The organism is Thalassospira lucentensis, assembly GCF_032921865.1.
GTDB lineage: Bacteria > Pseudomonadota > Alphaproteobacteria > Rhodospirillales > Thalassospiraceae > Thalassospira > Thalassospira lucentensis_A.
Genome location: NZ_CP136684.1, coordinates 2,978,044 through 3,001,150, shown reverse-complemented (window position 1 = coordinate 3,001,150; position 23,107 = coordinate 2,978,044). Strand labels below are relative to the sequence as shown.

General features: G+C 55.0%; 19 protein-coding genes and 1 tRNA gene. 11 read left to right on the top strand and 9 right to left on the bottom strand.

Translation table 11 applies throughout. The annotated features are described in order from the left end of the window. Positions 1–84 precede the first annotated feature (84 nt). Positions 85–963: a 23S rRNA (guanosine(2251)-2'-O)-methyltransferase RlmB gene (gene rlmB, locus R1T41_RS14490; protein WP_062952538.1), complete on the top strand. Its 879-nt coding sequence runs from the start codon at positions 85–87 to the stop codon at positions 961–963. A gap of 154 nt (positions 964–1,117) precedes the next feature. Further along, positions 1,118–1,194 (top strand) — tRNA-Thr (locus tag R1T41_RS14485). Between the two features lie 92 nt (positions 1,195–1,286). On the opposite strand, the gene R1T41_RS14480 is transcribed toward R1T41_RS14485, so the two are convergent. Then, complete coding sequence (locus tag R1T41_RS14480) at positions 1,287–4,799, bottom strand: DEAD/DEAH box helicase (RefSeq protein ID WP_317337631.1); 3,513 nt, start codon at positions 4,797–4,799, stop codon at positions 1,287–1,289. Between the two features lie 461 nt (positions 4,800–5,260). Then, positions 5,261–5,857: a TetR/AcrR family transcriptional regulator gene (locus tag R1T41_RS14475; RefSeq protein WP_114095777.1), complete on the bottom strand. Its 597-nt coding sequence runs from the start codon at positions 5,855–5,857 to the stop codon at positions 5,261–5,263. Between the two features lie 140 nt (positions 5,858–5,997). Here R1T41_RS14475 and R1T41_RS14470 point away from each other — a divergent pair, with 140 nt between their 5' ends. After that, positions 5,998–6,390 (top strand): RidA family protein, encoded by a 393-nt coding sequence (locus tag R1T41_RS14470; RefSeq protein ID WP_317337630.1) that lies wholly within the window; start codon positions 5,998–6,000, stop codon positions 6,388–6,390. Positions 6,391–6,457: 67 nt separating this feature from the next. On the opposite strand, the gene R1T41_RS14465 is transcribed toward R1T41_RS14470, so the two are convergent. From R1T41_RS14465 to R1T41_RS14435, 7 genes are all read right to left on the bottom strand, one after another. Then, positions 6,458–7,339: an isocitrate lyase/PEP mutase family protein gene (locus tag R1T41_RS14465; protein ID WP_317337629.1), complete on the bottom strand. Its 882-nt coding sequence runs from the start codon at positions 7,337–7,339 to the stop codon at positions 6,458–6,460. Between the two features lie 5 nt (positions 7,340–7,344). After that, positions 7,345–8,613 (bottom strand): TRAP transporter large permease, encoded by a 1,269-nt coding sequence (locus R1T41_RS14460; protein ID WP_007092235.1) that lies wholly within the window; start codon positions 8,611–8,613, stop codon positions 7,345–7,347. Next, positions 8,610–9,098, bottom strand: coding sequence for a TRAP transporter small permease (locus tag R1T41_RS14455; RefSeq protein ID WP_062952544.1), 489 nt, complete (start codon positions 9,096–9,098; stop codon positions 8,610–8,612). Before R1T41_RS14455 ends, R1T41_RS14460 begins: the two co-directional genes overlap by 4 nt. 165 nt (positions 9,099–9,263) lie before the next feature. After that, complete coding sequence (gene dctP / locus R1T41_RS14450; protein ID WP_062959199.1) at positions 9,264–10,262, bottom strand: TRAP transporter substrate-binding protein DctP; 999 nt, start codon at positions 10,260–10,262, stop codon at positions 9,264–9,266. A gap of 296 nt (positions 10,263–10,558) precedes the next feature. After that, on the bottom strand, positions 10,559–11,098 hold the full coding sequence (locus R1T41_RS14445) for a GNAT family N-acetyltransferase (RefSeq protein ID WP_317337628.1): 540 nt from the start codon (positions 11,096–11,098) through the stop codon (positions 10,559–10,561). A 19-nt stretch (positions 11,099–11,117) separates the two neighbouring features. Continuing rightward, entirely contained in the window at positions 11,118–11,663 is a 546-nt protein-coding gene (locus tag R1T41_RS14440) for a helix-turn-helix transcriptional regulator (protein ID WP_082824803.1), read from the bottom strand. 342 nt (positions 11,664–12,005) lie between these two features. Beyond that, a complete protein-coding gene (locus R1T41_RS14435; RefSeq protein WP_062952548.1) occupies positions 12,006–12,341 on the bottom strand; it encodes a rhodanese-like domain-containing protein in 336 nt (111 codons plus the stop codon). 665 nt (positions 12,342–13,006) lie between these two features. On the opposite strand from R1T41_RS14435, the gene R1T41_RS14430 reads away from it, so the two are divergent. From R1T41_RS14430 to R1T41_RS14395, 8 genes are all read left to right on the top strand, one after another. Beyond that, entirely contained in the window at positions 13,007–14,953 is a 1,947-nt protein-coding gene (locus R1T41_RS14430) for a PrkA family serine protein kinase (RefSeq protein WP_062952549.1), read from the top strand. A 145-nt stretch (positions 14,954–15,098) separates the two neighbouring features. After that, positions 15,099–16,448, top strand: coding sequence for a YeaH/YhbH family protein (locus R1T41_RS14425; protein ID WP_317337627.1), 1,350 nt, complete (start codon positions 15,099–15,101; stop codon positions 16,446–16,448). Next, the gene (locus tag R1T41_RS14420) at positions 16,445–18,052 is read left to right on the top strand and encodes a SpoVR family protein (RefSeq protein WP_404969443.1); all 1,608 of its coding nucleotides are present in this window, start codon (positions 16,445–16,447) and stop codon (positions 18,050–18,052) included. Before R1T41_RS14425 ends, R1T41_RS14420 begins: the two co-directional genes overlap by 4 nt. A 333-nt stretch (positions 18,053–18,385) precedes the next feature. Then, on the top strand, positions 18,386–19,324 hold the full coding sequence (locus tag R1T41_RS14415) for an ABC transporter permease (protein WP_247742103.1): 939 nt from the start codon (positions 18,386–18,388) through the stop codon (positions 19,322–19,324). Continuing rightward, a complete protein-coding gene (locus R1T41_RS14410; protein ID WP_317337626.1) occupies positions 19,325–20,194 on the top strand; it encodes an ABC transporter permease in 870 nt (289 codons plus the stop codon). Between the two features lie 10 nt (positions 20,195–20,204). Next, entirely contained in the window at positions 20,205–21,749 is a 1,545-nt protein-coding gene (locus R1T41_RS14405) for an ABC transporter substrate-binding protein (RefSeq protein ID WP_317337625.1), read from the top strand. Next, positions 21,749–22,450 (top strand): hypothetical protein, encoded by a 702-nt coding sequence (locus R1T41_RS14400; RefSeq protein WP_317337624.1) that lies wholly within the window; start codon positions 21,749–21,751, stop codon positions 22,448–22,450. The genes R1T41_RS14405 and R1T41_RS14400 overlap by 1 nt, the downstream gene beginning before the upstream one ends. Further along, positions 22,447–23,058, top strand: coding sequence for a hypothetical protein (locus R1T41_RS14395; RefSeq protein ID WP_317337623.1), 612 nt, complete (start codon positions 22,447–22,449; stop codon positions 23,056–23,058). Before R1T41_RS14400 ends, R1T41_RS14395 begins: the two co-directional genes overlap by 4 nt. The last annotated feature ends 49 nt before the right edge of the window (positions 23,059–23,107 follow it).

The window sequence follows — 23,107 nt, the reverse complement described above, 5'->3', positions numbered from 1 at the left end:
CCTTTCCTATATGTTCCCCATGCTTTCGTTCCAAAGCGAAACAAAGTGCATTCACACCCTTACCGTCCGGAGGTTTCCGCCATTATGTCGCGTCGCAACAATTCACGTTCTGCCAACCGTTCGACCGGAACGGGTCCGGGCGACAGCTTCACGCAAGACGATGATAAACGTGACGGCAATTCGCGTCGCGGACGAAAACGCGGCCGCGACGGCGGCAATGCAAGCAACGCTTCGCGCCTGATTCTGTTTGGCCGTCACCCGGTTCTGAACGCGATTTACAATCCGCAACGCACGATTCACAAAATCTGGGCGTCCGAGGCCGTGCGCGACGAAATTGTTGCCGCCCTTGCCGATACCGAACGCACCGATGTCCAGCTTGACGCCGCCGGGCGCACCGATCTTGATGAAATGCTGCCGCCGGGCACCGTCCATCAGGGCATGGCCATGCATTGCGCCCCCCTGCCCCAGATTTCCGTCGAAGAACTGATCGCCGACACCAGGGACGAGGAACAATGCACGGTCCTCATCCTTGATCAGGTCACCGACCCGCACAATGTCGGCGCGATTCTTCGCAGTGCGGCTGCCTTTGGTGCGGCTGCCGTCATCGTGCCCGACCGTCACGCCCCGCCTGAAACCGGTGTTCTGGCCAAATCGGCCAGCGGCGCGCTTGAAACCGTGCCCTATATTCATGCGGGCAACCTCAACCACACCATCGAAAAGCTCAAAGCCGCCCACTTCTGGCTGGCGGGCATGGATGGTTACGCCGAACAGACCCTGGCCGAAGCCAAGCTGAAGGGCCGTGTCGGAATCGTCATGGGCTCCGAAGGTGACGGCCTGCGCCGCCTGACGCGCGAAAATTGCGATTTCCTCGTCAAACTGCCGATGTCGGACCGCATCGAAAGCCTCAACGTCTCGAACGCGGCCGCGGTTGCCCTTTACGAACTGTACCGGACACGCGGCTGAAAACCTTTGACGAATCCCGTGATGCCAAACCGGCATCACGGCCCGCCAACATCCGCGACAGGACCGTGATTTTCAGGGATGCAATTTTCTGATCTTTTCCCTGTTTCAAAGTCTTGCATTCGCGAACGGCCCGGATTATGTTTCGCGCCGCTTGGCCGGCATAGCTATAATTGGTAGAGCAGCGGATTTGTAATCCGAAGGTTGGGAGTTCGAGTCTCTCTGCCGGCACCATTAAAAAGAAACCCCGCAAGCACATGCTTACGGGGTTTTCTTTTGGCTATTTGGCCGGGCGGTTCTATCCGTCGCAGCGTAGAGAAGAAACCTTAATCAGAAAGATACCTGTCTAGCACCGAAAACACTCCCGCCGTTTTCCAAAGGCTGCGATTGCCGATAACGTATAGTGATGCTTTAGCTCGCGTTACTGCAACGTTCACGAGATTCGGCTTGCTACCGGCCCAATTGCGCGCGCCATTTTGAGAAGAATCTTGCGCCCCAAGGACGAAGAAGACGATTGCGGCTTCACGGCCTTGAACTGTGTGAACCGTACCAACGTGCTCCCATACCCAATCGTCAGGTTTATCGATCCATCCGCTTAACACGCCGCTGCGCAGGATTGCCTGACGGAGATTGTCCTGCACAACAACAAAAGGAGTCACCACGTATAGATCAGCGCGAGTGCCGCTCAAGCAAATCTTTCGCAGCATTTTAATCAACACTTCTCCTTCATCAGCGCACCATTTGTCAGAACTAGACTTGCCTACAACATCTATCCAGCATGAGTGTCCGAGAACCGGATTTGACGTTGACGGCGCCTTCGCCTGCACCATCAGATTTGAATAGGCAATCTCGTTCGAGATATCAAACATCGGGCTATCGCAGCGTCGATGCACAAGTAGCGGCGATCCAACATCCCGGTGCCCGCTGCCGATCGGAAACTTAGCACAGTACATACTGGCAGCATCTGCAACTGTCTGCACCGAGGCTTCTGGCGCATTGTATTTCAATGGGTCAATGCCGAAGAAAGCACATACTTCTTCCGTGAGGCTGTTAGGGAGGGTAACAACGGGCTCGATTTGAAGCGGATCGCCGACGACAACCGAGCGCTTTGTTCGCATCATCGCACCAACGGCAGCTTGTGGCACTGCTTGCCCAGCTTCATCTACCAGAAGCCATCCCAGGGCTTCGGTGGGAAGCCGCGAGAACATCCAATTCACCGAGGCAAATGTTGTCGAGACAACCGGAACCACCAAGAAGAAAGATGACCAAAGATCAGGGATCAAGACATCTTTTTGCGGTGTGCCGAGTGAACGCGTCCCGAAAGTCTCTACAAAGACAGATAGGTTTTGCCGCAGCGGATCGGCTGCTGCATCGATAAATGCGTGGTGCAGTTGAATAGCGGCTTCAAAGACATCATCGCGCTGTCGACTTGCCGCGCTATCAAACCAGACGCTGGCGGTTTGAATATCTTCGTGTGCGCCCGCAAAGAAGTCGTCATCTGGGATCGGTACATCAAGCTCAACGCAAGTATGTTGCAGGCTTGCTTCCAAATCTGTCTTTTCGGCACGAAGGGTGTCCAAAAACTCCCGATTCTGCGCAATCAATTCCTTTGTCGCCGCGAGCTCTGCACCAAGATCTTCGGCAATTTTCTTGCAGTTGTGAAAACGCTGCTGATCGCCTCCGGCTCTATTAAAAAGGCCTTGCTGTTCATCGCGCCATGTTCTGAAACGAGGCGTGCGGAATAACCTTGCAAAGAAACCAGGGCGCGATGAAAAATGAGAAACTTGGGCTTGTCGTGAATTCTTAAACCGGTTTTCTGCTTCTTGTAGCTCGTGTAGGGCGGTTGCGCGCTCGCTTTCTAAGTTCCGCGCATCCACTTCAAGAGAAGGCAGTTTTTGCGCGAGGTTATTAATTTCAGCAACGACCTGTGCGTGACGCACGAGCTGCACATGAAGCTTTTGCAGGCGGTTTTCCGTTCGCTTTAAAGCATCAAACTTGGTCTTGAATTTGGAACGGGCTTTCTCCCACCGCATCTGTGCTTCGCGGCTATTTGACGGCGGATGCTCACGATCAATGATTCGACGATTTCGCTTCAGCGGAGGACGGCCGCGACCTTGGGGTTCCGATACTATTTGCGGCACACCGCTGGCATGATTGAGATACGTGGAAAGACCATTCTCCTCGTCGCGCCAGAACCTTTGTGAAAACATGTAGCGGTTTGAAGAATTGCCAAGGACAGCGGCAATAAGACCCCACGTATCACGTTCAAGAACATTATCTGAAATACTCTTGAAATATCGAAGTTCGGGCGCATCCACCGCGATTGCGTCTAGTGCAGGAAGTTCTGCACTGACATTCTCGACAGCTTTGTTGTTGGATGATGTTACCACCATCTCGAAGCCTTTAAGTCGTTCATCCAGCTTATGAAGTGTGATCTTCGCACCGCTACGTTGAAGGGTTTCGCTAGTTGGCGTGAAGGCTTGCGATGGACGGTCAAATTCATGCATCACTACGGCACGCTCTATGAGCCGTGCTGTCACAACATCACGAAGTAAGGTTGTCTTACCGGTACCGGGCGGACCGTTAACGGCGAGAACACCAGTCTTAATTTGCCGCGCATTTGTGGCGTTGACTGCCGCTTGCTGTAACAAAGCCAGCGGGAAACGTCCTTTGCCTGGCCATTTCCCGGGAGGCGTCAAAGCGGGTTGAAGTAAGTCCCGTAAACCAGCATTGTCTTCCAACAAATTAATGCGTTGCGACGGCTTTTTGATACCAAGATAATGTTCGAGCGCTTTGGGAAGTTTCCCCATACTTGCCAGCACGCGGGCCTCGGCCAAATCCTCCAAGAAGAACGAATTAAGCAAACCCGGTTCGGGCGGTGTCTTACTGGCAAAAAACTCATATCGCCGCAAAGCGAAGGACGGCGCTTTCATCACATGACCGTCTAGGTTTAGGGTCGAGACAAGATACTCAAACAGCTCTGAGATACGGCTTTTCGTCAACGGAATTACATCATCATTTCGATCCCGTTTGACTAAGAGTTTTCTGAACTGTCCTTTCAAAATCTTTTCCTGGGCGGGCCAGTCGGCGAGCTTCTTCAAGTCCCCTTGAAGAGCGATTGGAACGCCCCACGCAAAACTTGAAATCGCAGCACTTGTCTCTTCCTCCAAGGGGCGTCCTTCTTTGTCCAAAAGGATGCTTGCAATCGGACTGCTCCCCCTTACGCTGGGTTTATCCGGGCGCTTATCAGCGTAAACTTTCAGCAGCATTTCAACAGCTGGAGCTAGTTCTATCGCACCGAGGATAAGCTCATAGTAAAGCCGCTTTTTGGGAAGAGATTTTTCCCCTAGTTCCCACGGCAAAGGTCCTTCTTCAAAACGAGCAATCTTTTTCCGGTCACCGGCTACCAGATCTGTTTCTCGTCGATACCCTTGTGGAGACAAAACCTCCAACGCCGTCCATGCGCGCAGAATATCCTGCGCATCATTTGTGATCGGTGGTTTCGCTACAGGTTTGGCCGCAATCTTGATTGTTTCCGGCGGCCTAATAGCTTCATGGAGCTTCGGAGGCTCACCAACAGCTAGCGCTGATTGACGCGGAGCTGAGTCAAGCTGATCCGCTTTTGGTTCAGGATTGAATACAGGCTTTTGAGGAGATGAATTAGGGGATTGATCGGTAGTTGCCGCCTGAACTTTTTTCTTTAGTGCAAGTGCGCGTTGCGTGCTGCGAAACTCCAGTTCATGTATCAAGCGGTTAAGCGTTTCAGAATCGCTCTGGTTGTCATTAAAGGTCTTTTCCAGCTCTTTAATCGACTTATTGAAATAAGGTCTATTCTTCATAAATTTTCCGCCTAGCCTTGGCGCAAAACAACGTCACGCCTCCCCGTATCTCTTTGCTTTCAAATAATCATTCCTCATAACGATAATCGAATGCAAGAAATTCATCGTAAGCTTGCAATTCCACTAACCAATCTGCCACGCGGAATGGAGGCATCGCGTCAAGTTTGAATTTTTCTTGCGGCTCTAACATACGGAACAAAGGCATATAGCGTACTCAGGTCTGCTAACATCGTCGCGAGGACGCATCAAAGCTGCCATCGACGATGTAGCTATAATTGGTAGAGCAGCGGATTTGTAATCCGAAGGTTGGGAGTTCGAGTCTCTCTGCCGGCACCATTAAAAGAAAACCCCGTACGCCTTTTGGCTGCGGGGTTTTCTTTTGTCTCCGATGCGGCAAGTTGGACTCTTTCCCTTCTCCGCCATGCCCGCAAAGGCGGGCATCCGGTTCACAAATCGGGGAACTATCGTTTCTCGACCAGAAACCCCTCGGCCATCAGGCTGAAGGCATCAACCGCCTTGGGCAAAGCAGACTTCGGATCATCACTGTCCGCAACCCATAACGCCGCGTTCAGGGCCGCCCCGCACAGCAGCCGGGCAGCGGCATCGGTATCGACCGGTTTCATAACCCCGTCGGCAATCAGCCTTTCGACCGCTTCTTTGGTGGCCTCAAGGCACGCATTCTGGCTCGGCCAATGCGACGGATCGCCAAGAATGGCAGGCCCGTCAAGCAGAACGATTCTCCTCACCTCGGGATCAAGCGCCATCGCGATATAGGCCGCCCCCTCTGCCAGAAGCTGTTGCCACCCGTCCCCGGCGCTGGCACTTGCGGCGCGTGCCCGCGCGGCCATCTCGCCATCGACCTGCGCCACCACCGCGGCAAGCAGCCCCTTCTTGTCGCCGAAATTGTGATAAAGCGCGCCCCGCGTCAGGCCAACCGATGCCGTCAGCTCATCCATCGACGCCGCGGCAAACCCTTGCGTTCCGAATGCCTTGCGCCCCGCCGAAATAAGCTTTTCGCGGTTTTCTTCCATCGTTTCCTGGCGACGCCGTGCGGCCATTGCAAACCTCCTTGGTCAATTACCCGACACATATCATCTCACATACGTCACGTATATAGAACTTGACATACGCCATGTATCTGAGATTTATATACGCATCGTATGTGAAATTGCATGCCCAGATAAAAGGATAAATCCACATGGCACAGCGTAACGCCGTTTTCCCCGCCAACCGACATGCCCTTTATGCCGAACACGGTTATTCCGCCGCGATCAAATCGGGCGGCCTTCTGTTCGTTTCCGGGCAGGTCGGCAGCCACTCTGACGGTTCGCCCGAACCGGATTTCGAGGCACAGGTCCGTCTGGCATTCGCCAATCTTGAAGCAACGCTCAAGGCTGGTGGCTGCACGCTTGACGATATTGTCGACGTCACGACCTTCCACACCGATCCCGGAAACCAGTTTGAAACGATCATGAAGGTGAAGGGTGATGTTTTCCCCGAAGCCCCCTATCCGAACTGGACGGCAATCGGCGTGAACTGGCTGGCCGGGTTTGATTTCGAAATCAAGGTTATCGCCCGCATTCCGGGCTAAACCGCAAAACGGCGCGCGAGAAGCCCCTCGCGCGCCGTTTTTCACTCTATCAGATGAGTGCCCGCCCCTACCCGCGTTTCGAGGTCGCGTAGCGTTCCAATTCCTCGTAATAGGCATCAAAGCCGATGCGATTGCGCAACTGGCCCCAATCCATCAGCATATCGGTGCGTGGCTTGCCGGCTTTCATCAATTGTAGGGTTTCAACCATCGCCTTCATTGCCGCTGCCATAAGCGATAATGGATAGGCCGCGATCTGATAGCCGATATCACTCAGTTCTTCGGGCGTCAGATCGGGGGTTTCCCCACCTTCGACGATATTGGCCATTTTCGGCCCCGGCAGGGCCGCACAAAGGGTGCGCATTTCCGCGACCGTTTTCGGGGCTTCGACGAACAATATGTCAGCCCCCAGTTCGGCAAATTTCGCGGCCCGGTCAATCGCCTCGCTCAGGCCATGCTGATGACGGGCATCGGTGCGCGCAAGGATCAGGATATCCGCCCCGGCATCGCGGGCGTCGACGGCGGCCTTGATACGATCAAACGCCTCGTCCCGGCCAACGACCTCCTTGCCCTTGGTATGGCCGCAACGCTTGGGCGCAAGCTGATCCTCGATCATTACCGCGGCACAGCCTGCCTTGGCAAATCCGGTGACGGTGCGCTTTACATTCATCGCATTACCATATCCGGTATCACCATCACCGATCACCGGGATGGAAACCGCGTCGGTGATGTTGCGCGCCTGATCAAGCACTTCGCCATAAGACATCAGGCCAAGATCGGGTTCGCCGATCCGCGAAGCCGCGGCCGAAAAGCCCGACATGAAAGTCAGGCCAAAGCCTTCCTGTTCGATCAGCTTGGCCGACAGCGCATCAAAGCAGCACGGCATGGTGATCAGGTCGCCAGTCGCCAGAAGCGCACGGAGTTTATCGGCAGCAGAGATTTGTTTGGTCATAAGCGTCACATTTTAAAGGGGATATACAGGGCAAGATCATGCCAGACATACAGAATGGCCGCCGTCAGGAACATCAGAAGCAGGAACGGCAACACACCGCGCGCCACTTCGCCCAATCGCGTTTTCGCCACCGACTGAATGACATAAAGGTTAAGCCCCACCGGTGGCGTGATCAGCGCGCATTCAACCATGATCACCATATAGACACCGAACCAGATCGGATCAAAGCCAAGTGCCAAAGCTGCGGGCAGCAGAACCGGCGTCATGATCAGCACCATTGAAAGTGCTTCGAACACCAGCCCCATGATCAGCAATACGACCGTCACGACGAGGATAAAGCCAAGTTCGGTATCGATCCCCTGGCTGATCATCATCGAGATATCCTGCGGGATGCGATACAGCGTGATCGCCTTGCCAAACACCTTTGCCCCGGCAATGATCAGAATGATCGCAACCGTGGTCGCCATGGTATCAAAAATCGCAAGCTTCAACGCTTTCCAGGTCAGAACCCGCATCGCTGCCGTAATCAGAAGGGCAGCGGCAAAACCGATGGCCGCGGCCTCGGTCGGGGTAAAGGCCCCGGAATAGATCCCCGATATGATCAGCACCGCCAGAAGCACGGCAGGCAGCGCCTTTAACGTGGCGCGCTTGCGTTCATCCCAGCCACGTTTGGGTTCGCGTTCCTGCCCGCCAAACCGGGCATAGATCATCGAATAGACGATAAACAGCAACAGCAACGCAATGCCCGGCCCGACCCCGGCAAGGAAAAGCGCAATCACGGATTCTTCGGTCACGAAGCCATAAATGATCATCGGGATCGAAGGCGGGATCAGGATGCCAAGCGTGCCGCCCGCCGCCATCAGGCCATAGACGAAACGCTTGTTATAGCCGCGCTGGACCATTTCCGGGATGGCGACCGTGCCAATCGTGGCCGCCGTTGCCACCGATGATCCCGAAATCGCGGCAAACACGCCACACGACAGGATGGTTGCGACCGCAAGCCCGCCCGGCCAATGACCGACCCACGCACTGACCGCAGCAAACAGGTCATTACCGACCCCGGCGCGCAGCAGGATGTTGGACATCAAAAGGAACAGCGGCACCGACAGCAGAATAAACCCATCCAGTGTCGACAGGATCGCCTGCGGTGCCATCAGCGGCGAAAACCCGCCAATGATCAGCATGCCAAGACCAAGCCCGCCCAGCGCAAAGGCCACCGGCACACGGATCAGCAGCAAGGCGAACATTGCCGCAAGTGTCAGGATAATTGTCATTCGTGCGCCCCTTCCGGAATATCCTTGCCGCGGATCACGCCGACAATTTCAATGACGGCCTGAACAGCCAGAAGCGCAAAACCGATCACGACCGGGATTTCCGCAACCCACGCCGGAAGGTCAAGCATCGTGCCGCTGGTGCGGCCGCGCTCGAAACTTTCAAGGAAGATTTCCCAGCCCTTGAACGTCACCATGACGGAAAACACCAGAACCACCGCCATCGCGATGATTTCAAGCAGACGGCGCATCCCCGGCTTGCAAAGCCGGGTGATCGCATCGACGGAAATATGCCGCCGTGCCGCCAATGCCCAGGGCATGCCAAGCAGCGATCCCCAGATCAGGCAAAGCTGCGAAAGCTCTGCCGCCCAGATGGTGGGACGAATAAAGAAATACCGGGCCACGACCTCATAAGTCAGCATCACGCCCGCTGCGACAAACAGCAGGGCCGCGATCCAGGCCAGCAAAAGCATCAAACGATCAAACATGATAAAAATCCTGGCCGTACCGGCATGGTGGCCTCCGGTTGCGACCGCCTCCTGAAAAGAGAGACTGGTGAATAGATGAAAAGACATCACCGCAACGGCGGGGCCGTCTAAAATGCGGTGATGTCTTCTTTATTGGCAGTTCAGTCTATCGTCCGCGAATAAGGCTTAAAGCTTGCTCGCCGCATCAAAGACCTGCTTGCCCAGATCGCCGGTATGGCTAAGGAATTCCTCGTAAACCGGTTTGGCAACTTCACGCCATGCCGCCATTTCCTCTTCGGTCGGGGTATAGACGGTCATGCCGTTGGCCTTGGCTTCTTCGTATGCTTCGGCTTCGATCGACGACATGCGGTCACGCACGTCTTTTTCCGCATTCATCGCCGCAGTCGAAATGATGTCGCGCTGCGCATCCGAAAGGCCGTTCCAGAAATCGGTATTGATCACCACGATGAATTCAACATCGGCATCGTTGGTGGCGGTCACCGTATCCATGACTTCCCAAAGCTGGCGGGATTTGACGCCCGACATGCCGGTCATGCCGACATCAACCGTGCCACGCTGATAGGCGATATACTGCTCGGACCCGGAAATAAGGGTCGGCGCACCGCCAGCCGCTGAAATGAAATCGCCCTGGGTTTTGGAAAACACGCGAACTTTCTGGCCTTTAAGACCTTCCGGGCCTTTGATCGGGCCACCATTCGACAGCATGATCGATCCGCCATATGCCTGCCACCACAGGACGGTCGCACCGGTATCGGCAATCGCCTCGTCAAGCGGGCCACGCACCGGCGATCCCTTGGCAACCGCGGCACGGACTTTCTCTTCGGAATCAAGCAGGAACGGCTGATAGAACACATCGACCGCCGGCACATCACCGACATAACGGGTCAGCGATGCGACACCCATTTCAATCGCCCCGGAACCGACGGCGGCGGGCACTTCCTTGTCCTTGTAAAGCTGCGCACTGTCATAAATCTCGACCGCGATATCGCCGTTCGATTTTTCCTCGACCTCGTTCTTGAACATCAAAAGGTTCTGACCAAGATGGCTTTTCATCGGCAGTTGCAGCGAAATCCGCAATGTCAGATCGGCTGCAATGGCACTATGGGTCATGCCGGTAAAACCAACGGCAGCCATCAGGGCCGCCGCAAGGGCAAATTTCTTCATGACGAACGTCCTCCGGGGTTTTTTATTTTATACAAAAGCTTTCAGGCGCAAAGATGCGCTCAACCCGGTTTGGCATTCAAGATGTTTTGGTCATACCACTGTCACACGCATTAACCCTTAGTGCGCTGCACAGCAGCATGAAGGTCTTCTGTTCCGGGGGAAAGCGCCCTGCTCGGCAATCACATGCTGCAATGCAAAAAGTGAATAATCGGGCTGATTATTCACTTTTCCTACGTAATCTGGCATGCCAGAAAAACGGTTTTGAATACAGAATACGGGAATCGTTCACCTGCGCGTTAATTGGCAAGCCGCTTATACATCACCGTCGTTGCGCTCAGCTTTTCGGAAAACGGATCGCGGGCATAGGCCGGGATCACGCCCGCCGTTTCAAAACCGAGCGAGGCATAAAGCGGCTCTGCACTGTCGCCGGTTCTCGTATCAAGTGTCAGCAGATGACGTGCTTTCGCAAACGCCCGTTTTTCCAGCGCTTCCATCAGTTTTCGCGCAATGCCCATGCGGCGATATTGCGGATGCACCATCAGTTTGCAGACCTCGCCACGATGGACCTGATTGGGCATGGTGGCGCAATCAAGCTGCACGGTTCCGACCACCTTGCTGCCGTCCAGCAGCGCCACGAACAGATCACGCCTGCCGTCCCGCATCGCGGGCAGGACCATATCGCGCCAGAAGCCAATTGCGGCGGCGGCATCAAACGGTTCGATAAATCCGATGCTGGCCCCGTCATGAACGCAGGCATGCAGCATCTCGCCAAACGCCTCCAGGTGGCTTTCAAGCTGATCGGCGTCAAAGCTTGCAATGGTGATCTGGTCGCTCATTTTTGGGGGCCTCATACTCTCATACGATGAAAAGGTGATAGATCGCGCCTTTATCGGCGGGGGCTTCAAAGCTGCTGGGGCCTGAAAGCCGGTATCGCAGGCAATCCCCGACATTCAGCACATAGGCCTTGCCCTCCACCGTGATATGCAGTTGCCCGGCCAGCATCACCAGATGATGTTCAAGCCCCGGGCGTGGCGTTCCCTCGTATTCGATCCGTGCACCGGGATCGAGTTCGCATTCGATGACTTCCGCCATCAGCCCCTGCGCGGGTGGCGAAACCGTCCGTCGGAAAAATCCGGTCTCCAGGTCGGCCCAGGTCCGCTGCAAACCGCGATAAACAAGCGGTTTGAACTCGTCCTCGACCATCTGCATCAGGCGTGACATCGGCAGGCCATAGGCGGCACAAAGCTTGCCCAGAACATGCGCCGTCGGACTGACCTCGCCATTCTCAAGCCGCGACAGGCTGGCCCGGCTGACGTCACTGCGTGCGGCCAGCTCCTCCAGCGACCAGCCCCGCTCCGCCCGCAACGCACCCAACCGCTCCGCAATCCTCCGATCCATCATCCCACCACCTCAAATTCCACTATCAGGGAATTAATCCCATATATGAGAAATCGTCAACGAGAATCGATGTGGTTGTTGGAGGAGGCGGCGGCGTATGGAGCGGGAGTGGAGGGACGAGAGCGAGAACTAGAACTAGAACTAGAACAAGGACTAGTACGAGGACAAGGACGGGGACGGGGACGGGATGAGGATGAGGAAGGGATGAGGATGAGGATGAGGAAGGGAGAGGGTCTGTGGGTTGGCGTGTTGGCGCAGAGGACCCCTGTTCCAGTTTGGTTTGCGATTCTTGGTGTTCGGGCTGTGGGTGCGAGGGCGGATAGAGGGAAAGGCGCGCGGCGTTTGTTAGGCTTGGGTTAGGTCAAATCCGTCGCGGGTCCAGCTTTGCAGGCCGCCCTTGAGGTTCATCACCTGACAGTCGAGGTGGGGCAGAACGGCGTTGGCGGCGCCGAAAGATCGCTGTCCGACGGCACAAATGAAGACCAGATCCGTCTCTGTATCGTCGGCAAGGTCGACAAGTGCCGGAATGTCGAAATTCGAGGTCGGCATATTGATCGCCCCGCTGATATGGCCGGACTTGAATTCGTCGGGTTCGCGGACATCAATCAGGGTCACATTGCCCTGTGCGATCAGGTGATCGAGTTCACCACTTTCGACGAAAGTCACACTACCATCGGTCATTCGTTACTTCCCTTCGGGGCAGGTTTGGCGCACAGTGGACGATACTGGACTGATATAATTTTGCAGCCTGACTGTGCAATTGCAAAACGGGTGCGGCGGATGTTTTCGTCGGCCGGCCAAGCTATTCCCGATGTCGGGGCCGGTCACTTTGAAGTGATCGTTTCGCATGCGTTTTTACCAACAATATTCGTAAGTTGGCCATTGCGGAATGAAACCGGAAGCCCCACGTCAAAGGGACAAGGTTACAGGAGCAGACCCTATCCGGGTGTATTCACCGGTAAAGTTTGCCCGCAACAAAAAGTGACTTTGGGCTGCCGCGTGCCGGGGCCGCAAAATTTCCATCGTCGGTTGCAAATATTGCAAGCCATTCTAAAAAGTCATCAAAGCCGTTTTCTTTGCCAATATCTGGCAGACCTTTAAACGAACCTTAAATAAAGTTCATTAGTTTATTTACTCACCGCCCGCTTAAACGAGATGTTTATTTCGGGCGCAGACAGAATGAACGGCGGCTATTTTCAATGCCACCGCAGTGCAGCAAACCCGCTGCATTCTTGTAACAGGATCGGGCCCGCCGCCCCCATCAGGCCGGTTAAGCCCCAAGATCAAAAGAACACAGGAAACGACATCTGACAGAAGTGCGATAACGTTGGAAAGGAGACCGCGCCATGGCTGAAGACAAGGACATCTTCGAGCTGTATGCGGAAGGCTATGACGGAAAACGCGAAACCGAACTAACCATCCGGGACTATCTTAATCTATGTCGCGATGATCCATCGGCCTACGCATCCGCAGCCGAGCGGATGATCAAGGCAATCGGCGAACCCGAAATGATCGACACCTCGACCGATTCCCGTCTCGGCCGAATTTTCCTGAACCGCACCATCAAGCGATATCCCGCCTTCGAGGATTTCTTCGGCATGGAAGAAACCATCGAACGCATCGTCGGTTTCTTCAAATATGCTGCCCAGGGACTGGAAGAACGCAAACAGGTTCTTTATCTGCTGGGCCCGGTTGGCGGCGGCAAAAGTTCGCTTGCCGAACGGCTGAAGGAACTGATGGAGGTCGAGCCGATCTATGTGCTGAAAGCCGGCGATCAGATCAGCCCGGTTTTCGAAAGTCCGCTTGGCCTGTTTAACCCGGCCAAGATGGGTGATGCGATCGAGGACAAATACGGCATCCCCAAACGCCGCCTGACCGGGCTTATGTCACCATGGGCGGTGAAACGGCTTGATGAATTTAACGGCGATCTTTCCAAATTCTCGGTCGTTAAACTGATCCCGTCGCGCCTGCGTCAGATTGCGATTGCCAAAACCGAACCGGGCGATGAAAACAATCAGGACATTTCGTCGCTGGTCGGCAAGGTCGATATCCGCAAACTTGAATATTACAGCCAGAACGATCCGGATGCGTATAGCTATTCCGGCGGGCTTAACCGCGCCAATCAGGGACTTCTTGAATTTGTCGAGATGTTCAAGGCCCCGATCAAGATGCTGCATCCGTTGCTGACGGCAACACAGGAAAGCAACTATATCGGCACCGAGAACCTCGGCGCGATCCCGTTCCAGGGCCTTATTCTGGCGCATTCGAACGAGGCCGAATGGCAAACCTTCAAGGCCAATAAAAACAACGAAGCCTTTATCGACCGTATCAGCGTGATCAAGGTCCCCTATTGCCTGCGGGTGACAGAGGAAACCCAGATTTACGACAAGCTGTTGCAGGGGTCCGAACTGGAACAGGGGGCATGTGCGCCCGGTACGCTTAAGATGCTGGCACAGTTTTCGGTCCTGTCGCGTTTGCAGGAACACGAGAATTCAAACCTGTATTCCAAGATGCGTGTCTATGACGGCGAGACATTGAAGGATGTCGACCCCAAAGCCAAATCGATGCAGGAATATCGTGATACCGCGAGTGTCGACGAAGGCATGGACGGCATTTCGACACGGTTTGCCTTCAAGGTGCTTTCGGAAACGTTCAACCACGACACCCACGAGGTTGCGGCCGACCCGGTCCATCTTATGTATGTGCTGGAACAGGCGATCCGGCGCGAACAATATCCGGAGGAACGCGAGAAGGATTATATGGATTTCATCAAATCCGAACTGGCCCCGCGCTATGCGGAGTTCATCGGGGCGGAAATCCAGAAGGCCTATCTCGAAAGTTATTCCGATTACGGCCAGAACCTGTTTGACCGTTATGTCGCCTATGCCGATGCATGGATCGAGGATCAGGACTTCAAGGATCCCGATACCGGTCAGTTGCTGGATCGCAAGATCATCGATCAAGAACTGTCGAAAATCGAAAAACCGGCGGGCATCGCCAATCCGAAGGATTTCCGCAACGAGGTCGTCAAGTTTGCCCTGCGTGCACGTGCCAATAACAAGGGCAAGAACCCGGCATGGACGTCTTATGAAAAACTGCGCGAAGTCATCGAAAAACGCATGTTCAGCCAGGTCGAAGACCTGCTGCCGGTGATTTCCTTCGGGTCGAAAAAAGACAGCGACACCGAGAAGAAGCATAACGAGTTCGTCAAACGCATGATTGATCGTAACTATACCGAACGTCAGACCCGTCGTCTGGTCGAGTGGTATATGCGTGTGAACAAGGCCGGTTAAGCCCAAGCTGCGGCTTTGCCGACCCGCACCGGGCGGTTTGTCCCCTTGTCCGCCCGGTGCACCGAGTTCCCGGCCGACGGTTTTCCAACGAGCGTCGGCCGGGGTTCTCGAAACGATACGTGCGCAAGCAAGGATATGATGGCCCATGCTTTATATCGTCGACCGCCGCAAGAACCCGAAAGGCAAAAGCCTTGGCAACCGGCAGCGCTTTATGCGGCGCGCAAAGGCACAGATCAAAAAGGCGGTAGAAGACACCATTCGCACCCGCGGCATTACCGATATCAATAGCGGCGATTCCATCACCATTCCGGGAAAGACCCTGCATGAACCGGGTTTCCATCACGCACGCCGCGGCGGGGATCGCAATTATGTCCTGCCCGGCAATAAAAAGTTTGTCCCCGGCGACCGGATTGCCCGCCCGCAAAGCGGCGATGGTGGTGCCGGCGGATCACAGGCCAGCCCTGACGGCGAGGGCGAGGACGAATTTCAGTTCAGTCTGACGCGTGACGAGTTTCTGGATATCTTTTTCGAAGATCTGGAACTGCCCGACCTTTTGAAAAAAAGTCTGAAACAGACCACTGCCTATCGTACGGCGCGGGCCGGTTTTTCGGTCGAGGGTACGCCATCGAACCTGAGCCTTGTGCGCACCATGCGCAATTCGCTGGCGCGCCGGATCGGTTTGCGACGCCCGAAAACGGCACAGGTTCGTGATCTTGAAGACAGGATCGCCGCCCTTCAGGCCAAGGCGGAAAAACGCCCATCCGGCAAACTGACCAAGACGGATGAAGACACGCTTCACGGGCTTCTGGCCGAACTTGAGGAAGCCAAGCGCCGCATGAAGGCGATCCCCTTCATCGACCCCATCGACACACGGTTCAACCAGTTCCAGCAAATCCCCGATCCAAACACCCAGGCGGTCATGTTCTGCCTGATGGATGTATCCGGATCAATGTCCGAGCAGATGAAAGAACTGGCCAAAAGGTTCTTCATGTTGCTGCATCTGTTTTTGCACCGCAGATACGAGCATGTCGATGTGGTGTTCATCCGCCATACATCGCGCGCCGCCGAAGTGGACGAGGAAACGTTTTTCTATTCGCGTGAAACCGGCGGCACCATCGTTTCCACCGCGTTAGAGGAAATGAAACGCGTGCTGAAGGATCGTTACCCGACCGATCAGTGGAACATCTATGCCGCACAGGCATCGGACGGCGACAATTATTCCAATGACGGGGCAAAATGCACGGCCTTGCTGGCCGAGGACCTTTTGCCGAAATGCCAGTATTACGCCTATATCGAAATCACCGACGAGCGCGAGGCCGAGATTTTCTCGTCCGCCGAAGGGGAAACCGCCCTTTGGAAGGCCTATGCCCCGGTTGCACGCACCAATGCGCGATTTGCCCTTAAACGGGTGACCAAGGCCGCCGATATCTTCCCGGTATTCCGGGAACTGTTTGCCAAGAACCGTGCAGAAAAACTAAGCGGGGTCAAAGGATGACCGAGAAACGCACGACCAAAGCGGACATGGAAAAAACCGCCGCATCCGATAGCGCGCCCGGACTTCTGTTTTCCGGTGCGGATTGGGATTTCAACACCCTGAAAGCCACCTATGACGCGATTGAGGATATTGCGATCAACGAGCTGAAGCTGAATGTCTATCCCAATCAGGTCGAGGTGATTACGTCCGAGCAGATGCTGGATGCCTATTCATCCATCGGCATGCCGTTGATGTATCACCACTGGTCGTTCGGCAAACGGTTCGTGCGCGACGATGTGATGTATCGCAAGGGATATCAGGGCCTTGCCTATGAAATTGTGATCAATTCCAACCCCTGTATTTCCTATGTGATGGAAGAAAACACCATCGTCATGCAGGCCTTGGTGATTGCCCATGCGGCATTTGGCCATAACCATTTTTTCAAGAACAATTACCTGTTCAAGCAATGGACCGATGCGGAAGGTATTCTCGATTATCTGCAATTTGCCAAACGCTATATCGCCAAGTGCGAGGACAGGTACGGCTTTGATGCGGTCGAACGGGTTCTGGATGCGGCCCATGCGCTTATGGAACAGGGGGTAAACCGGTATTCACACCCGGAAAAACCCAATCTGGCCGAGGAACTTGAACGCGAACGCGAACGCGCGAAATACGAGGACGAGACCTATAACGATCTGTGGCGCACCCTGCCCCAGGCCGAAAAGGACGACGAAGACCTTGATGAAATGCGCCGGAAAATGCGGATGGAAGAACGCCGGGCGCAATTTGGCCTGCCGGAAGAAAACCTGCTTTATTTCCTGGAAAAAAATGCCCCGTCCATGCAGTTGTGGGAACGCGAGATTTTGCGGATCGTGCGTAATATCGGGCAGTATTTCTATCCGCAGAAACAGACCAAGATGATGAATGAAGGCTGCGCGTGCTATGTGCATTACGCGATCATGAACAGCCTGTATGACAAGGGTCTGATTTCCGAAGGTGCGATGATGGAATTCATCGATTACCATTCGCGCGTCGTGTTTCAGGCCGAATATGATGATCCGCGCTATTCCGGGTTTAACCCCTATGCGCTTGGCTTTGCCATGATGCAGGATATTCACCGCATCTGTGTCGACCCGACCGAGGAAGACCGCAAATGGTTCCCCGATATTGCAGGCAATAATGAGCCGGTTGAAACGCTGAAAGAGGCATGGGCACATTACCGCGATGAAAGCTTCATCCTGCAATTCCTGTCCCCCAAACTGATGCGCGACATGCGGATGTTCCTGATCGAGGATCTGAGTTCCAGCCCGCATCTGGAAGTCGCCGCCATCCATGACGATAACGGATATCGCAAGGTGCGCCGCGCGTTGGCACGTATGCATGATATTTCGGTCCGCGAACCGGACATGCAGGTGGTTGATGTTGATATTCGTGGCAACCGGCAGCTTTACATCCAGCATACCGAACATGACGGCATCCGGCTTGAAAAGTCCGAAGCGGAAATGACGCTGGGCTATATCGGGCAGTTGTGGGGTTATGGCGTGACATTACAGGCCGTCGACCATGAAACCGGCGAAATCCTGCATGAAATGGACTACACCCCCGAAGACCTTGCCAACGCCTGACCCTGTCGTTGCGGCAGTTTAGCCGATCCAGAATCCGATCCGTATCGTTGAAATACGGCGGAACAGGATTTGTATTTTTGCGCACCAAAGAAAACCTGAAGCTGTATCAGGCCACGAACCTATCCATCTAAAACCGTGACTTCGGCACAACCACCCCCAAAGATTGTGCTTTATCAGCAGGTACAATCGATTTATTCACAGGCCCCTTAATTAATAATGGAAATCAGTTGCATCACTTTCATGCAACTGCATATTACTTGCGGTATTAATTCGTGCCGCACCCGGTGCGGTTTCGAATTCCCGGTTCATAGCGCAAGATGGAAAATCGATCCGATGGCGTCCCGCCTGGCAGCCCGCATTGCACATGCTCTTGTTCTGCTGCTTGCCGTTTCGGTTGCGGGCTTTGCCCTGCTTCGGCTGATGCCGGGTGATTTTGCCGAAGTCCTGTTGATGGCGCAGATGGATGGCACCCTGCCCGATGCCACCCAGGTTGCGCGATTTGCCGATACGCATGGTCTGAATGATCCGTTGCCGTTGCAGTATCTGCGCTGGCTGGGCGGATTGATGCAGGGCGATCTTGGTCTTTCGCTTGTGACCCGCGAACCGATTATCACCGACATTCTGTTGCGGATTGAACAATCGCTGATCCTTGCGGTCTGCGCGCTGGCGGTTGCCCTGTTGCTTGCGGTGCCGATCGGTATCGTGTGTGCGGTTTATCCCGACAGCAGAATAGATCGGATTGCGGGGATCATCAGCGTGATCGGCATGTCGATCCCGAATTTCTGGTACTCGCTGTTGCTTGCCCTGCTGTTTTCGCTTGCACTTGGCTGGTTGCCAACCGGAGGGCACGGCACATGGCAACATGCCGTTTTGCCAACCCTTGTGATTGCGACATCCATCACCGGCGTTCTGTCGCGGTTCGTGCGCAGCAGTCTTCTGGAAGAATTGTCAAAACCCTATATCCGCACCGCACGCGCCAAGGGCGGGAGACGGCGGCGCGTGGTTCTGCATCATGCCATTCCCAATATCGTGCCGGGTCTTCTGACATTTTCCGGGCTGCAATTTGCCCGGATTTTTGATGGCATGATCATTGTCGAAACGCTGTTTGCGTGGCCGGGGATCGGGCGGTATCTGGTGGAATCGCTGCTTAATCGTGATTATCCGGCGATACAGGCCTGTTTCCTTCTGATTGCAGCATCCTACATTCTGGTCAATCTGATCGTCGATATCACCATATCGGTTTACGATCCCCGCACGCGCGAGATCGTCTAGATGCTGGCGCGGTCCTTTGTTCCCAAATCCGTCGCCCACGAAAAGCTGGCCACCCTTCCTGGCCGGAATGGCAATATGTATGCCGCCATTGTCGTATCGGTGATGATGGCGATCCTGATCCTGCCGTTCTTTGCGCCGCATGATCCCTATCAGACCCAATTCCTGTTTCGGTTGCAGCCGCCAAGTCTGGATTATCCGCTGGGCACGGATGCGATGGGGCGCTGCGTGTTTTCGCGATTGCTTTATGGCGCACGGCTTACCACCGCATCGGCGATTGTCGTGGTAATTGCGTCATCGCTGTTTGGCAGCCTGCTTGGCACGGTTGCGGCAATGATCGGCGGGACACCGGACCGCATCCTGATGCGGTTCTGCGAGGGCATTTCGGTTTTCCCGGCACTGGCAATCAGCATGATCATTGCCGGGGTGCTGGGGCTTGGACTTAACGCCGTTATCATTGCCCTGATTGCCATTCACTGGACCGACTATGCCCGGATCGTTCGCAATGCGGTGATTGTCGAACGGGCCAAGCCCTATGTCATGGCAGCCGAGGCACTTGGCGCACCGCATCACCGGATCGCAAGACGGCATATCCTTCCCAATATCGTCGGGCCGCTTCTGACGCTTGGTGCCTATTCCATGTCCTGGGTGATCCTGTCCTTTGCCGGGCTCAGTTTCCTTGGGCTTGGCGTTGAACCGGGCACGCCGGAATGGGGCCTGATGATTGCTGAATCCCGCAACTATCTTCGCGATTACCCGCGGCTGGTTCTGGCGCCTGGCCTGACCATTGCCGGGTTTGTCATTGCCGTAAACCTGCTTGGAGACGCGCTTGGCGATCGTTTCCGGCTCAGTCAGATCAACTATCTTCACTAGAAGGATCATTGTGACGATATTCAGGAAGACCCTTTGCACTTTTGCCTTTGCAACACTGGCAATCGGTGCCATCGCAACCGCACCACAGAAAGCAGCAGCAACCGAACAGGATACGCTGGTTGTCGGCACCATGTGGGAAGCCCTTCCGCTGGCGATGCAGCCGCGCCGGTCACGCTTTTTCAATGAAAGCGAGATCCTCGATACGCTGGTCAAACTGGATTATGACCTGAATACCATTCCGGGTCTTGCGACATCGTGGGAACGCGTTTCACCGACTGTCTGGCATTTCAACCTGCGTGAAAATGTCGTCTTCCATGACGGAACAAAGCTTGATGCCGAGGCGGTCAAATTCTCGCTCGAACGGGTGATTGCGCTGCTGCCTTATGCTGCCGACCTTTTGAACATCAAGCAGATGTCGGTGGCCGAACCGCTGGTTCTGGAAATCGAGACGAACGAGCCGTTTGCCGCACTTCCCAACCAGTTGACCGACGCGATCACCGGCATTTATGCCAAGGCATCGTTCAATGATGCGGGCGAGTTCGTCAAACCGGTCGGCACCGGCCCCTGGAAATTCGAGGAATACCGCAAACAGGACCGCACCATCGTGACGCGTTTTGATGGGTATTGGGGTGAAAAACCGGCCCTTTCGAAAGTCGAATACCGGTTCATCCCCGATCACAATTCGCGCACGCTGGCCCTTGAAGCCGGTGAGGTTGATTTCATCGACAATATGCTGCCATCCGATGTGGCACGTCTGTCACGCGATGAAAACTTCAAGGTTTATTCCAAACCGATTGCCGGGCTTTATTACGGTGCGTTCAATGCCGGGGACAAAAGCCCGCTTTCGGATGTGCGCATTCGTCAAGCCGTCAATGCGCTGGTGGATCGCGATCTGATCGTCAAGGGTGCGCTTGACGGGATTGGCGAACCGGCATGGGATTTCTTTGGCCCGCAATTTGATTGGGCGCCCAAGGCCGATGCCCCGTTCAAGCTTGATACCGGTCTGGCGACGTCGCTTCTGAACGACGCCGGATATGAACAGAATGACGGCAAATGGGAAAAGGATGGTGCGCCGCTGACACTTCGTATCCTCAGCTATTCCAGCCGGACCGAAATGCCCGCGATTACCGAGGCACTTGCCGCCCTTCTGAACCAGAACGGCATCGCCACCGATGTGCAGATGTATACCTGGGAAGGGATGCTTGATCTGGTCAAGCGCGGTGAATATGACATTTCGGTCGTGTTCTGGACCCCGGAAATGACCGGCCATCCGGACCTGCACCTTAAATCGCAGTTCCATTCGAAGGCCGGGCTGAATTACCAGTTCTGGAACAATGCCGATTTTGACGAGGCCGTCGATACCGGAAGGACCCTTTCGCCCGGTGCGGAAAAGGACGAAACCTATCGCAGGGCGGTAAATATCCTGCATGACGATGCACCGATCATTCCGCTGGTGCACAAGGTTTCGGTCGGGGCGTCGGCCAAGGATGTTGAAGGTTATCGCATCCATCCGTCCGGCTTCTTCTATGACTTCAAGAGTGTGTCGAAAGACTGATGATCTTCCCGTCCCCGGCATTATCGCCGGGGACGGGATTTTACGCGCTTTTCTTGCAGGAAACAGCCATGGGACTTTGCCTGTTTATCAATCCGATCAAGGGGGCCGGGGATGATTTGCCCGATGTGGGTGATCATGCGCCCAATATCGCACAGATCGATCATTACGACCTGAGCGATATCGATCTTTCGCCCTATGCTGCCCTGATGTTGCCAGCCCATCTTGATCAGCGGTTTTTCGGGACGCTGACGACCAAGATCGAGGGGTTCCTTGCCAGGGGCGGGACGCTTGTGTTTAACGGGCATGTCGCATGGCCGATGTTGCCGGAATTTGAGACTTTTGTTCCGCTTGAAAGCCAGTCGCTTGAAAACCTGATCATTCATCGCCTTGCCGATCATCCGGTTTTCGAAGGCGTGGATACGCAGCATCTGACATTCCGGCGCGGTGTGGCGGGGTTTTATGCCCGCGGTTACAATCCGCCGCCCAAGGGCGCGATTGCCCTGCACGGGGTTGGCCCGGACCGGTTGCCGTGCGATTGGGTTTATCATCGCCCCGAGGGCGGACGCATCCTGATGCATGCGGGCAATGATTTATGGATGTATGCCGGATCAAAAGACAGCACCGCACGGATCGTACCGCAGCTTTGCCTTTGGGCCGGTGGTAATGGTGATGAGGATCACGAACAGGGAGGCGCATCATGACCAGCAGGATTGCAGCCCTTGATGGCGGGACCTATTACCATCACAGAACGCTTTATGAGCCGCGTTATCGCGACTTTTTTGACGGTGTGATCTATACCCGTGAACTGGGCGAGACGGTGCTTGAGGATTATGACACGCTGATTGTGTCATGCCGTACCGATCCGTCCGTGTTGCGCCCGCACCGTGAAAAGTTCAGACAGTTTCTTGAAAGCGGCAGAACGCTTGTCATCATGGGGTCGACCGGACCGGCGGAATGGATTTCGGGGATCGAATGGCATTTCACGCCGACCAATTTCTGGTGGTGGAAGGAAGGCGGCAGCCTTGGCCTTCACGTAACCGCACCCGATCACCCGTTATTTGATCACATCACGCTGGCCGATGCGACGTGGCATCATCACGGGCATCTGATCGTGCCCGAGGGGGCGGTATCGCTGATTGATGTTGGTGATCTGGGGTCGGTTCTTTATGACGACACGGTCACCACGCCGGGCCGGATGATCGTCACCACGCTTGACCCGATGTATCATCACGGCAGCCATTTCATGCCCGCGACGACACGGTTTCTTGACGGGTTCCTGCCGTGGTTAAAGGGCATGACACCGTCCTGAGCAGTCATAGCAAAAAGCCGCCCGAACGTTTGGTTTCGGGCGGCTTTGT

Excerpts from the sequence above, each read along its gene's own strand:
- rlmB (WP_062952538.1), top strand. The coding sequence starts at position 85 with ATGTCGCGTCGCAACAATTCACGTTCTGCCAACCGTTCGACCGGAACG.
- R1T41_RS14480 (WP_317337631.1), bottom strand. The coding sequence starts at position 4,799 with ATGAAGAATAGACCTTATTTCAATAAGTCGATTAAAGAGCTGGAAAAG.
- R1T41_RS14475 (WP_114095777.1), bottom strand. The coding sequence starts at position 5,857 with ATGGCCGCACGGCGTCGCCAGGAAACGATGGAAGAAAACCGCGAAAAG.
- R1T41_RS14470 (WP_317337630.1), top strand. The coding sequence starts at position 5,998 with ATGGCACAGCGTAACGCCGTTTTCCCCGCCAACCGACATGCCCTTTAT.
- R1T41_RS14465 (WP_317337629.1), bottom strand. The coding sequence starts at position 7,339 with ATGACCAAACAAATCTCTGCTGCCGATAAACTCCGTGCGCTTCTGGCG.
- R1T41_RS14460 (WP_007092235.1), bottom strand. The coding sequence starts at position 8,613 with ATGACAATTATCCTGACACTTGCGGCAATGTTCGCCTTGCTGCTGATC.
- R1T41_RS14455 (WP_062952544.1), bottom strand. The coding sequence starts at position 9,098 with ATGTTTGATCGTTTGATGCTTTTGCTGGCCTGGATCGCGGCCCTGCTG.
- dctP (WP_062959199.1), bottom strand. The coding sequence starts at position 10,262 with ATGAAGAAATTTGCCCTTGCGGCGGCCCTGATGGCTGCCGTTGGTTTT.
- R1T41_RS14445 (WP_317337628.1), bottom strand. The coding sequence starts at position 11,098 with ATGAGCGACCAGATCACCATTGCAAGCTTTGACGCCGATCAGCTTGAA.
- R1T41_RS14440 (WP_082824803.1), bottom strand. The coding sequence starts at position 11,663 with ATGATGGATCGGAGGATTGCGGAGCGGTTGGGTGCGTTGCGGGCGGAG.
- R1T41_RS14435 (WP_062952548.1), bottom strand. The coding sequence starts at position 12,341 with ATGACCGATGGTAGTGTGACTTTCGTCGAAAGTGGTGAACTCGATCAC.
- R1T41_RS14430 (WP_062952549.1), top strand. The coding sequence starts at position 13,007 with ATGGCTGAAGACAAGGACATCTTCGAGCTGTATGCGGAAGGCTATGAC.
- R1T41_RS14425 (WP_317337627.1), top strand. The coding sequence starts at position 15,099 with ATGCTTTATATCGTCGACCGCCGCAAGAACCCGAAAGGCAAAAGCCTT.
- R1T41_RS14420 (WP_404969443.1), top strand. The coding sequence starts at position 16,445 with ATGACCGAGAAACGCACGACCAAAGCGGACATGGAAAAAACCGCCGCA.
- R1T41_RS14415 (WP_247742103.1), top strand. The coding sequence starts at position 18,386 with ATGGCGTCCCGCCTGGCAGCCCGCATTGCACATGCTCTTGTTCTGCTG.
- R1T41_RS14410 (WP_317337626.1), top strand. The coding sequence starts at position 19,325 with ATGCTGGCGCGGTCCTTTGTTCCCAAATCCGTCGCCCACGAAAAGCTG.
- R1T41_RS14400 (WP_317337624.1), top strand. The coding sequence starts at position 21,749 with ATGATCTTCCCGTCCCCGGCATTATCGCCGGGGACGGGATTTTACGCG.
- R1T41_RS14395 (WP_317337623.1), top strand. The coding sequence starts at position 22,447 with ATGACCAGCAGGATTGCAGCCCTTGATGGCGGGACCTATTACCATCAC.